Origin of the sequence: Kangiella sediminilitoris (genome assembly GCF_001708405.1) — a bacterium.
GTDB classification, from domain to species: domain Bacteria; phylum Pseudomonadota; class Gammaproteobacteria; order Enterobacterales; family Kangiellaceae; genus Kangiella; species Kangiella sediminilitoris.
Map to the genome: position 1 here is coordinate 1,862,222 of NZ_CP012418.1, position 12,793 is coordinate 1,875,014.

General features: G+C 44.3%; 7 protein-coding genes. 2 read left to right on the forward strand and 5 right to left on the reverse strand.

Annotated features, from left to right (window positions below; all coding sequences use genetic code 11):
- Window positions 1–17 precede the first annotated feature (17 nt).
- Together KS2013_RS08645 and KS2013_RS08650 are read right to left on the reverse strand one after the other, a co-directional pair.
- Window positions 18–1,001 (reverse strand): YhdH/YhfP family quinone oxidoreductase, encoded by a 984-nt coding sequence (locus tag KS2013_RS08645; RefSeq protein ID WP_068992559.1) that lies wholly within the window; start codon window positions 999–1,001, stop codon window positions 18–20.
- A gap of 33 nt (window positions 1,002–1,034) precedes the next feature.
- Window positions 1,035–1,673 carry an alpha-ketoglutarate-dependent dioxygenase AlkB family protein gene (locus KS2013_RS08650; protein ID WP_068992562.1) on the reverse strand — a complete coding sequence of 213 codons (639 nt, stop codon included), beginning with the start codon at window positions 1,671–1,673 and terminating at the stop codon, window positions 1,035–1,037.
- Between the two features lie 227 nt (window positions 1,674–1,900).
- Here KS2013_RS08650 and KS2013_RS08655 point away from each other — a divergent pair, with 227 nt between their 5' ends.
- Window positions 1,901–4,111 (forward strand): peptide MFS transporter, encoded by a 2,211-nt coding sequence (locus KS2013_RS08655; RefSeq protein WP_068992565.1) that lies wholly within the window; start codon window positions 1,901–1,903, stop codon window positions 4,109–4,111.
- A 79-nt stretch (window positions 4,112–4,190) separates the two neighbouring features.
- Here KS2013_RS08655 and queF read toward each other — a convergent pair whose 3' ends face one another.
- Both queF and rlmM read right to left on the reverse strand, forming a co-directional pair.
- Window positions 4,191–5,012: an NADPH-dependent 7-cyano-7-deazaguanine reductase QueF gene (gene queF / locus KS2013_RS08660; protein ID WP_068992568.1), complete on the reverse strand. Its 822-nt coding sequence runs from the start codon at window positions 5,010–5,012 to the stop codon at window positions 4,191–4,193.
- Window positions 5,013–5,024: 12 nt separating this feature from the next.
- Window positions 5,025–6,083 (reverse strand): 23S rRNA (cytidine(2498)-2'-O)-methyltransferase RlmM, encoded by a 1,059-nt coding sequence (gene rlmM / locus KS2013_RS08665; protein ID WP_068992570.1) that lies wholly within the window; start codon window positions 6,081–6,083, stop codon window positions 5,025–5,027.
- A 127-nt stretch (window positions 6,084–6,210) separates the two neighbouring features.
- Between rlmM and KS2013_RS08670 the strand changes: the two genes are divergently transcribed.
- Complete coding sequence (locus KS2013_RS08670; protein ID WP_068992573.1) at window positions 6,211–6,804, forward strand: class I SAM-dependent methyltransferase; 594 nt, start codon at window positions 6,211–6,213, stop codon at window positions 6,802–6,804.
- Between the two features lie 509 nt (window positions 6,805–7,313).
- Here KS2013_RS08670 and KS2013_RS08675 read toward each other — a convergent pair.
- The gene (locus tag KS2013_RS08675) at window positions 7,314–12,593 is read right to left on the reverse strand and encodes a S8 family serine peptidase (protein ID WP_156768986.1); all 5,280 of its coding nucleotides are present in this window, start codon (window positions 12,591–12,593) and stop codon (window positions 7,314–7,316) included.
- Between the last annotated feature and the right edge of the window lie 200 nt (window positions 12,594–12,793).

Sequence of the window (12,793 nt, forward strand, 5' to 3'; positions counted from 1 at the left end):
TGTTCTTACTGTTATATTTACTGGCAGTTTACAATCAAACGACCATGGTGTTTATTATCAATTAACTCTTCAAAATAAGGTGAAACATCTTTCAGGGAAATTTCTTTACTTAAAATCTTCCCAAAATCCGGCAATGGATTATCAGCTCCAAACTGATGCCATAACTGTTCCCGTAGCGGCATCGGGCAATTAGTCGAACTCACTCCGAGCAGGCTCACCCCTCTTAGAATGAGCGGCAGAACAGTTGCCTCCAGCTTCGGACTCTGGGCCAGACCAATGCAGGCAATATTGCCCCATAAATCTATATTGGCCATTAACTTGCTTAGAGTTTCTCCGCCAATATTATCAATTAACCCGCCATAAACTCCTTTCGACAAAGGCTTATCACTTAATTCAAAGTCACTGAGGTTTTTAATTTCTGTTGCCCCCAAGTCCTTCAGGTAATCATGCATAGACGATTGGCTCGTTACTGCAATGGTCTCATAGCCTTTTTTACTTAAAAGGTTTACCGCAAAACTACCCACACCACCACTGGCACCAGTCACTACTATGGGGCCTTTATCAGGAGTCTGCCCATTGACCTCCATCCGGTAAATAGCCAGTGCTGCAGTAAAACCGGCTGTGCCAATGATCATGGCATCTCTGCCCGAATATTGCTTTGGCTGTTTCATCACATACTGACTGTCGACTCTGGCAAACTGCGCCAGGCCACCATCAAAGCTTTCCCCAAGACCACAACCGTTGACGATGACGTCATCGCCTTCTTTGAGTCCCGGGCCAGTGGTTTCAACCACTTTACCGGCCAGGTCAATGCCAGCATTCAACGGAAATGATTTTAGAATGGCACCACGGCCGCTCGCTGCAAGTGCATCCTTGTAATTGATACTGGAGTAATCGACTTGAATTAAGGTATCACCCTCACTCAGTTGTTGCGTCTCCATTTCGACCAGCTCATGATGAATTTCAGGATCTTTAAAAACACGACATGCTAAGAATGACACATTAACTCCTTATGATGACTATTAAGATTTGTTTTACAGGATAACCTTTCTGAAAGTAAGATTAATTCTTGCTTCTGTTATTTTTGGCTCTTTAGGAACCTGGTGTAACCAAAATTTTTGGGTTGCACCCTGCATCACCAATAGACTACCAGAAGTCAGGGACATTTTGTGTCTCAATTTGGGATTCTTTTTGTGCTTAAGATGGAATGCTCGTTTAGCTCCCAGACTGACCGATGCAATCACTGGATTGCTACCCAGCTCCCTTTCATCATCTGCATGCCAGCCCATACTGTCAGAACCATCACGGTATAAGTTACATAGCACGCTATTGAAGCAACAACCTAGCGTTTGCTCCAGTTGTTCCTTAATATCTTGAAGTGGCCTTATCCAAGGCAACGGTTTATGCAGCTTACCAGAATATCGATACTCCGCTTCAGGGTCGCCATACCAGGCCACTAAACGCGGGACCAGCCGCTCTTCACCGAAAATCCATAAGGTTTCCTTTTGCCAATCCACTTGCTTATATAATTTATTATAAAAATCAATGGCTTGCTGCGGGCCTAAATAATCACTCTGAAACTTAACAATAGCTCCCTCTTTTCTATGCTCATCATCCACTGGTAGTTCGATCTGCTCAACTCCGGAGGATAAATTTAGGTCAAACTGTTGCATTGCTAATACTCCACTATGACTTTGATGACAAATAGAGATGCCTATTTTTTACACAAAACGACACGAAAAAGTCCGATTTTCCTTGCTTTCAGCCGCCTCATCGCTAAACTAATCGGGTCTGTTTTGGGCTTAAATTTCTTTGAAGGACTGCCCAGAACCTAATAACTATAAGTTCGATAGTTCACAATTTTAGCATTAATTCACAAATTCGATAGGAGTCGCCGACAATGACGGCTGAAACTAATATAAGCAATCCTGGGAATGAAAAGACCTTTCTCGGTCATCCGAGAGGCTTAATCATTCTATTCTTTACAGAGATGTGGGAGCGTTTCTCATACTATGGTATGCGAGGCCTTTTAATCATCTATTTAACCCAGCATTTCTTATTCTCAGATGAGAAATCTACCATCCTTTATGGTGCATACACTGCTCTAGTTTACGTGATGACCATTATCGGTGGCTCACTAGCCGATAGATACCTCGGAACACGAAAAGCAGTGACCTTTGGCGCCATATTACTGGTAATGGGTCATATCGGGATGGCCTTCGAAGGCAGTGGCTCCAAAGAATTGATGACCTATGCAGATAAAGAGTACCAGCTTACTCTTGATGGTCGAGGTGGCGATGCACGCCAAATAATTAAAACCGACAAAGGTCAGAGCTATGTTAATTTTGGTAACCAAACGCTAGAAATAGGCAATGCCTCGGCACTTGGCTTGCCAAGTAAGCTTGGTGGTTTTGACTACTCAATTGAGAATGGTGCAGAAGAAGCTCAGGGCAAAGATAAAACAGTTAAAACTCTAACCTATAATGGTCAGGAGTATCAGCTGATAGAGCAAGGCGTTGAAGATAAAAAGACTCTGACTATTGAGAAAGATGGAGTTAAAGGCACCGTTAACATGAGCAAATATCGCGCCATGACATTCGGTACTAACCCAACGTTATACTTGTCAGCCTCTTACCAGCTAGGTCCTCAGGTTCCAACTAAAATCGATGGCTTTGACTATGAAGTGCTTAACTCTCAATCAAGCGCCGAGTCTATAACAAAAACTATTCGCTATAGTGGTAATGAGTACACATTGACGCAAACTGGCAGCGGTGAAGAAGCCGAATACCTATTGACCGGTGATAACGGTAAGTCAGAGGTTAAGCTAAAGGCCCCGCATGACCTGAAGATATCTTCAGCTGAAGCTTTGAATTTGCCAGCAGTAATTGAAGGCAATGAATATCAAAGCCGTATCGAAAAGCAACCATTGTACGTCAACATTTTGTACTTATCCTTAGCCCTGATTATCGCAGGTGTTGGCTTTCTGAAAGCGAACATTTCAACAATCGTCGGCTCTCTATATGGATTCGGTGATACACGCCGTGACTCCGGTTTTACATTATTCTATATGGGTATAAACCTGGGCTCATTACTATCATCGCTAACCTGCGGTATTATCGGTATCGTCTGGGGCTGGGCGTATGGTTTCGGCCTGGCAGGTATTGGTATGGTGTTCGGTCTGGTTATTTTTATCTGGAAGAGCGAGTGGCTTGAAGGTAAAGCGGAACCACCAAACCCTGCAAAGTTAAAAGAGAAAGTATTTGCCTTCCTTAATTACGAGTGGATGTGCTACCTGATTGGTGTCGGCATTATCGCTATTTCAATGTTCTTCGTGATGAACGCAGAAATTATGGGCGATATTTTTGGCTTCCTGGGTATCGGCATGTTCCTTATCCTGATTGCATATGCCATCATCAAACTTGAAGGTGATGAACGCCACCGTATGTTTGCTGCGATTTACTTCATTCTTGCGCAGATTCCTTTCTGGGCATTGTTCGAGCAGGCGGGCTCTTCATTGAACCTATTCACAGACCGCCTGGTCGACCGAAGCATGATGGGCTGGGTTGTTCCGGCGCCAGTGTTCCAGTCGCTGAATGCTGCTTATATCATTATGTTCGCACCGATTCTGGCGTGGTTATGGAGCTTCCTGGCGAAGCGTAAGCTTAACCCACCAACCCCAGTAAAGTTCGCCATGGGCGTGTTCCTGTGTGGTTTCGGTTTCTTGACCCTGGTTGGCGGTATCGAAGCCTCAGGTGAGGTCGGATATACAGCGGTATACTTCATCTTCCTGATTTACCTTCTTCATACTCTTGGTGAGCTAATGGTTTCTCCGGTAGGCCTATCTGCGGTAACTAAACTAGCTCCAGCCCAGGCTGTTGGTATGACCATGGGGGCGTGGTTCCTATACAGTGGTCTGTCGAACTTCCTGGCAGGTGTTATCGCAAAGACAACCGGTGCAGAAACTATCGGTGGTCAATTAACTGATGTTGCAGCAGCTAAAGCAACCTATGCTGATGTTTATACAAACGTAAGCTATGTTGCGATGGGTATCGCTGTTTTCATGTTAATTATCTCACCATTGATTAAGAAGCTGATGGAAGGCGCAGAATAATCAATGCTTAAAACAAAAAAAACCAGCCCTAGGGCTGGTTTTTTTTATACCTGCAATTTTAATACTCATTAATGGTTCGCTACTGCCTAACTAAGCGAGAGTTCTTACCTGTATGCCCTTTAGCATTACTTCTCCAAGGATTAATATCAAGACCACCTCGGCGCGTATAGCGAGCATAAACCGTCAACTCTTCTGGCTGACATAAGTCCATTATGTCGGTAAATATACGCTCCACGCACTGTTCATGGAATTCGTTATGATTACGAAAAGAAATCAGATAGCGAAGCAATGACTCATGATTAATTTGCTGACCTTTATACTCAATAAAAACCGTCGCCCAATCAGGTTGAGATGTAATAAGGCAGTTACTTTTGAGTAAATCACTTTGTAGCATTTCACTGACAACTCCAGTATCAGTTTTCAGCAGGTTCGCGTCATAATCGTAATCTTTTACCTCAATATCCAGTTCGTCAATTAACATCGCTTCCGGCTGGATTACGGGAAACTTTTGCTGATAGTCACTTAGGCTATACAGAGACACCTGAATCTCACCGTTAGCAGCCTTTGTAAGATCATGGTGCAACCGCTTCTCCACCTCTTCCCAAGATTGAAAGCGAGCCTGATTAAATGAATTCAAATACAACTTGAAAGACTTTGACTCAACGATATTGGCAGTATCATGGGCAAACTCGAAAACACCTATGGCCACCTGTGGCTTCCCTTTTTTATTAAGCCAGGATAGCTCATAGCCATTCCAGAAATCGCTTCCATGGAATGGTAGTTTCTTATCTAAACCCAGCTCATCACGTTTGACCTGTCTGGCAACAGGAAACAATAAACTGGCATCATACTCCTCAGGGTAAGAAACTTCTTTACCTAAAGGGATGGTTTTATCGGTCACTTCTAAGCTCTCCTACTTCACTCTAAAGTACACGGTGATTTCTTCCCGATCATGGTATAGGTGCTTTGCCTGCCAATGGTAGCTAAGCTCAGCCTCTTCAAGTCGGTCACAGATTAAGCCAATACAATCTGCTACCTCCTGAAAGCGTTTTTTCATCGGGAGCTTCAAATTAAAGATTGCCTGCTGGGCATGTTGTTCTTCCAGCCATGATGCCATAAGATTTGCCACTAGAGAGGGTTTCTCGACCATATCGCAAACCACCAGGTCCACTGGCTTTTCAGGAAACCAGTTAAACGCATTGGCTTTAAAGTGCTCAACCTGCTCCGTCGCCATCAGCTTTTTATCCATTGGCCCATTATCGACAGCCGAAACCTGTAAACCTCGCTCGACCAGCTGGAAAGTCCATCCTCCGGGAGCGGCTCCGAGATCGGCAGCGGTATTTCCCAGGCGGAATACCTGCTTCTGTTGTTTTTTCGACATTAGAACCTGAATTGCCTCATCAAGTTTTAGGGTCGAACGACTTGGAGCATGTCTGGGTGATTTTAAGCGCAGAATACCGCCTTTAAGCTCGCTGGAACGCTCAACAGGAGAGTAGCCAACCAGACAGTGGTCATTGGCTAAAAATAATATATGAAGGCGAAACTCGCTGTCTTCATGAATCAGACCCTGCTTTTCGAGAGCAATAGTCAGCGGTGTCGAAAACTTCTTACAGAATTTAGACAGCTCTCGCCCTTCATCGCTGTCGAGATGTTCGACTAATACACTGTTCCCGGTTGCCCCCCCAGAGCTCATTTCTATAATCGGACTAATTCGATCCTCCAGCGGTAAATCCTGTAGCTCAGCTTTAGCCCAGAACCACTGTCTGGCAAATACAATGTCATTGAGATCGAGCATTTCAAAAAACTGTTCGGCACTTTCCTCATCGAATAGGAAAAATCGTACATATCCTGAATCAGTTGGTGCGTTCGCATAGCCCGCTAACTCATAAGCATTGGCTATCGCCTGAACTTCTGCAGCACAGTCAGACTCAAATCCAGGACGGCAGAAAAAAACAAATGGGGCTTGTTGCATATATTAAGTCATACTGACTAGTCAAAGATGAGCCGATCTTAACACACCCACCTACTGCTTGATTAGGGATTTACTCTTCTCAGTGCTAGAATATGCCCTCTTTTAACCAGCCCATACTTGTTGCTACATGGCACACTACAGTAAAGACCAGATTTCCGAACTGAAAAAAGATCTGACCGTTGATACCACACTCAACGGCTTTCCTATGAGTTTTGATACAACCTGGGGGATCTTTTCTCCTAAATCCATAGATGATGGCTCAATCATGTTACTAAAGTATCTTGATGTCGAACCTGGTGACAAATGTCTCGACCTGGGCTGCGGCTACGGAGTATTAGGGTTAACCATGGCCAAAATGGCTCCTCAGGGAGAAGTCATCATGGTGGATAAAGACTATGTAGCTGTTGACTACGCACAACGCAACGCTCGAAAAAATCAACTGAGTAACGCCGTTGCTCGTTTAAGTAATGGTTTTTCAGAAGTGAACGAGACTGACTTTAATATCATCGTTTCTAATATCCCGGCAAAGGTTGGTAACGAACTTTTATATATATTCCTTCATGACGCATACAAACGCTTAGCACCCGGTGGCCGTTTCTATGTTGTAACCATAACGGGGCTCAGGGACTTCATGAAAAGAGCTTTTAAAGAAGTATTTGGTAATTATAAAAAGCATAAACAAGGCCCTGCCTATACCGTTGCCAGTGCAACTAAAGAGTAGTAACTGTCATATAGCCTGTCTAATTTCTGTACAGGCTTATTATTGTCACAATAACGTAAAAAAAATTTACACATTTCCTGTGGATAACTTTGGGGAAAAATTGCAGAAATACTCACATAGCCCATAAAACATGGCGCCCCCTCTTAAATTGTTCATTTTTTGTACAGATATCGAGTTTAATCATATTTTTCAATAACTTAGCATCTTATTTATAGGCTAAAAACACCCTGATTAAGTATTAAACAAATCTAAACCCTTATAAATTAAGCGCTATACGCTTATTGTGGATTTCTTTTACCTCATTTGTAATATCGCTTATTACAAAATGCGTTTTTTGCAAGTCATTTTTGCATCTTTTTTCACAGGTAAGCGTTCACTTACTGGGTAGCTTTTTAATCATTATGAAATACTCTACCAATTAACATCAGTGTCAAAATTATTTACATTTAGTGCACATAAAAAAACTCAGGCCGGAGCCTGAGTTTTTCTAGATAGGATAGTTTTACAACTTATTTCGTGTAGCGTTTTCTCGCAAACGCACCTAATACAAGAAGCAATAACCAGCCAGCACTACCACCACCAGAGCCACCGGAAGTATTTCCACCAGTATCTGGTTTGGCAGCAACGTCTACTTCCACTGTTTTGCTGTCATGAGTAGTGCCATCACTTACTGTCACAGTGAAGCTGTATGAGCCCTCAGTTAAACCAGAGACAGTAGTCTTGGCTGCTGATGGGTCAGTAATAGTTACATCACCGCTCCAGTTGAAGCTCAGGTTATCACCATCAGGGTCATGGCTTGGAGTCGCATCAAGAGTCACAGTATCGCCTTCTGTAATGCTGATACTTTCAGCAACAACTGCCGCTACAGGCGCATCATTTACAGGATTTACCGTTACCATAAACTTGGTGCTGGCCTGATCCGTTGCCTGATTATCATCTCTTACCGTTACTGTAACCTCAGTAGTACCACTGAAGTTTTCATTTGCGATAAGGTCAAACGTTGAACCATTAGTGTGACCATGCACATCGGCTGTAACGCCTTCGCCTGAAACAATAATAGTGTTAGATACGTTGTTGTTATCCATGTAAGCAACCTGGATGCCTTCAATCGTGCCTTCTTCTTCCATTGTTTGATCATTGATGCTGAAGATAGTGATGTTTGATGGAGCTTTTAACGGCGCCGTCAGGATTTTCGTACCCACACCATCAAGCACGAGCTCTGCCAGAATGTCAAAGTTCTGACCAATTGCTTCCGGTAAAACTTTAACCTGGAACTCAACTTCAAATGCAGTAACTTCTGGACCGTTGTAGTCAAAACAGATGGCCATCTCGTCACGCAGGAAGTTGTTTAACCCGCCATAACCATTGTTGTCTGGCATAACACTTTGGTTTATGAAGCCATTAATCGGACCTCCAGCCCAAGGACTCGCACCACCATGGACACCCGCCGTAGCGATATTTTCGACAGTTGCAAACTGCTGGAACTGAGAGCCATTGCCGGTATAGTTGCCAAACTGCATATTGTCGTAGGCATACACCATCTCATATGCGCCAGTCGCTGAACTGTAATCACGAGCAAGGATTAACTGAGCATCAACAGACGTTGTAGAGTTAGTGTTCGGTCCCCAACCAGCACAGCCACGGAAAGTACAAGACTCGCCTGTTACGTGCTGCAGGTTATCCCACTCGATCAGAACATGAGTACCTTGATTTTGCTGGTTAACCAGCTGTACGAATGTGATACCAGAAGCGTCTGCCTCAACACCCTCGTCAACATAAGGTGCGCCAAACTCCATGCCTTGAGCACCAAAGCCCGCCATACCGTACCAGAAGACACCCATGTTAGCGAAAGATGGTGCCTTGTAGTTCTCATTAAAGGCGGCGTTCTGATAAGAGCCGAAGAAACCAGGTGCATAGCCATGAAGATCAACCATACCATTACCCCAGATATACAGGCTCTGGCTGTTGAACATACCACCTTCATAGTAGTTGTATAACGCATACTTTTCACCGGCAGCTGAACGACCATCCTGGAAGATTTCATTCAGCGTTACCTGTAAACCAGGCTGTCTGTTACTTTCTGGAGCACCGTCAACAGGCTTGATACCGTAATCATACAAGTTAACATAGCCACCGTTACCTACTGGTGTACGACAGGTCGCATCGGTAAGGGAGTTAGTAATAATATACTCACGCTCACGGTCACGACTATCTTCCTGAAGTCCAGAAACGGTAAAAGTATTGCCATTTTCAGTAACATCAGCGTTAGCGAAACGATTATCAACCAGTTTGACGCTACCAGGAACCAACTCAAGACCCTCAGGAATTTCTGAAGAGATAGAGAAGTTACGGTCAGCGCCGCTAAGGTTGGCACTTACTGCCACTTTATAGTCGATGACATCACCAACAACTGCGCCATTTTGACTTGAAGTCAAATTGATACCATTTTGCTGGCGTACGAAGTTCGCTGAAATTAAACCAATGTTACCTGGGTTATTTGCATCAGTACCAAACTCTACTGCAGTATAATATTTTTCACCTTCTGCGAAGCTTGAGTCGTCCAATGTTAATGTTACGTCTGATAATTGATCCAGCTCGCTAGAGACAGGCGCATCAACAACAATGTTAGACGCTTCGTTATCCATCACAACGGCAGTCGCCACTTTGTGTTTAAAGATAGCATCTTCATACCCTAGGTAACTGCGTGTATTGTAATTATGCTCTTGCCATACCACCCAATACTCACCCGCTTCAGGGTTTGGAATATTACACCAGTCTTTCAATTCAAAAGAGTTAATAACTGATTTACAGATAGCTTCGCTGTCATAATCTATTACACCGTCTTTATTGGCGTCGATACCAACATAAATACCGGCATTACCCTGTGGTCGAGTAAATTCATTGGGGTTAATAGCTCCGCCACTTTCAAGAACTTCTGCAACGAAACGCTTAGCACCCTCAGGAACTGACACCCATGATACTTTAACTTTATCCAAGTCCTGGGCTACTTCAAACAGATTAGAGCCGTTACCAGAATTACGCTCTACAAGCTCCACTTCTTCGATATTCGCCATTGCAGGTTCGAATGCTTTAACCGTCAGGTTGGGCGCTTCTCCAAGCTCAATATCATTGATGTTGTGGCTGCTCTTTTCAGAGAAGACGTTGTACTCAACAACTTCCGGTAAAGTACCGCTATCCAGTTCCATTTCTACGTTCATGCTGGCAACTGGTACAGCTGGGTTTTCATGAGTGAAATGAACTTGCCCGAAAACAGAAAGACCGCGTGGAGATGAGTGAACACTTCTTGAGTCAATCCAAGAGCCGTTAATGATAATACGCTGTGTTTCACCCGCTTTCAGGGAGAAAGTACTAGGGAAAGCTTCCACCTCAACACTGTACTCAGAGGTTTCAGTCGATACGTTCCAGGTACCATCTACAGTCGCTGTCACTTCACGTACCCAGCTACAACTTTGGAAACATGCAGAATCCACCATGTTAGGTGTATTCAGAGCACCAATATTACCACCCTGATGTGGGTTAGCGATGCTGTAGTGCTCAACCGGTACATTCATGATAAGACCTGAATGAATAGCTTTATCAACCTGAGCAATACCCGAACCATAGAACCATGGGTTTGTTAGCTCTGGACGACCGAAGCGATCACCCACTTCATCATTGGCTGTAAGCTGAATCGCCGACATGACTTCCGATGGCGTCCAGTCCGGACGAGCCTGCTTCACTAGCGCCATCGCACCCGCGATATGAGGACTCGACATTGAAGTACCGCTGATTGCGTTAAACTCGGTTGGACTAGCATACAGAGTGAACGGCTGATCCGCTGAATAAGCTGAATAAATATCAGAGCCCGGAGCAGTAATCGAAGGCGCTGTTGATTCGCGGTATTCTTCTAAGTAAGCATAGCCCTTTGAGCTGAAAACTGAGATCGCATCCTCTAGTGAAGGATTTATGTTTCTATTAACAACCGTAGCTGGAATGGTTCCATAGTGTGAATCGAGATCATTCAACCATGTCACCATAGCCTGACCGTCATAGCGATCCATCTGAACCGTAGGAATCTCATACGGAATGTTAGGATACATATCCGATGAAGAATCCGCAGTATTATAGATTACCGCTGCTGCGGCACCGCCAGCTGCAACGTTAGCAGATTTATCGACAAGAGGTGTAACACCACGCTCACAGAATACGATTTCGCCATTAGCGAACGTTCCTGCCGCAAATGGTGCAGAACATAGTGAGTCGCCATAGTCCGCAGCCAACACCATAGGACCAGATACAGCCTCTGTATTGATACCTTGAACGTCTGTACGGTAGCTTGCAGGAAGAGAGGTACCACTGTAACTCAAGTCCTGAAGACGCTTGCCAGTCTGAACATTAAAACTACGGCCGTGCTGACTTGAAGCTACTGATAATAACCAAGGAGAAACATGGTTAACAGAACGGTATGCACCGGCGTTACCTGCTGAAGCAGCCACATTGATACCCGCCTCATGAGCAGATAAGAATGCCAGCTCCACAGGGTCGTTGTGCGAGTCATAACCGCCAGAAATAGAGTAGTTAAGAACATCAACACCATCTAAAATTGCTTGCTCGACAGCCTGCAAAGTTGCAGAGCTAGGACAGCCTACCCACTTATCCGCACCGCCGCTACCCGGATAGCAAACCTGATACGAAATAATGTTAGCGTGCGGGGCAATTCCCGACATTTCAGGAATAGTGTAGCCTGTATCAATACCTTCGTGTGTCACAGCAAGAGCTGGTACTTTATAAGGAACATCATACAAAACGTTACCAGCAGCAATACTGGCAGTATGCGAACCATGGCCCTGGTAGTCTTCACCATTAGCTGGACGAGACTGGGCAAACTCAGGATCGCTGAACGCATCGGTAATAATTGGCGTTGACCATACCCCGATTAATTTATCATTACACATATCAGCAAAGTCAGCGTTCTGACAGTCATGCAGATAGTTACCTGAACCTAATGGGTTTTGAACCGTATAACCATCACCACCGGTAGCTGCAAATGATGGATGCTGTGAGTTAATACCGGTATCAATAACACCCACCAACATGCCTTCACCTTTAATGCCGTTGGCAAAGTCCGGGATACTGGTATCAGCCCAGACATTAGGCACGCCTGTACGCTCAGGTGCAATATCCATCAACAACTCGTTGTTCACATCACGAGAAATGTAAGCAACATCACCCAGCTTGGATAAACGCTCGGCTTCTTCTTGTGTCATCTCAGCCACGATAGCGTTAACTGCAATCTGGTGACTCTGCTTAACGTTTAAACTGACACCGACAGAACTTGCTTTACTGACTAAAGCATCCTGCTTGCTTTTTAGCTTACTGGTGTACTCAACCACTGCAGAGTTTGACTTAAGATTGCTTTTACTAGGGCCGAGATTTTTATTTGAGAACAGCTGCTTGGTAGCGCCTTCCCCATTAGTACCACCAGTGTATAGTGCTGCTGGAGCGTCTTTTAACTGGATGATGTAGTTGTGTACCCCAGAAATACCCTCTTCTGGTTTAAATTTTACCTTTGGGCTTAGTTTTAGGTTAGCACCGAATCCTTCCAATAACTCACTTTGAGGTTGTTGGCCTGCACTGGATTCAAGTCTGCTCTTGGCAGCCTCGGGACTGATATTAATCGGTTTTATCTGGTAGGTATCACTGCTACCTACTGCACTTGCAGTTGCGGCTATACCTGCTGAGTAAACAGCGGCTGCGACAACTGAAGCGATGGTCATAATTTTCACCACAAAACTCCTCTTTCAATTCAATTACTTTTATTAAGCGAAAGAAGGTATAGCACATAGATAAACTTATTGATGAGGGATGATTTGTACGAAATTGTACGAATAACAGACAATCAAATACTTCCATAACTGTTTGTACGAAGTTGTACGAATTCAGTTTACTGGTTGGACAACCCTATAAGGCGTTGCTAGACTAAATTCTG

What these genes read in the sequence shown, in the direction of transcription:
- KS2013_RS08655 (WP_068992565.1), top strand. Translation starts at nt 1,901, where the DNA reads ATGACGGCTGAAACTAATATAAGCAATCCTGGGAATGAAAAGACCTTT.
- KS2013_RS08650 (WP_068992562.1), bottom strand. Translation starts at nt 1,673, where the DNA reads ATGCAACAGTTTGACCTAAATTTATCCTCCGGAGTTGAGCAGATCGAA.
- rlmM (WP_068992570.1), bottom strand. Translation starts at nt 6,083, where the DNA reads ATGCAACAAGCCCCATTTGTTTTTTTCTGCCGTCCTGGATTTGAGTCT.
- KS2013_RS08670 (WP_068992573.1), top strand. Translation starts at nt 6,211, where the DNA reads ATGGCACACTACAGTAAAGACCAGATTTCCGAACTGAAAAAAGATCTG.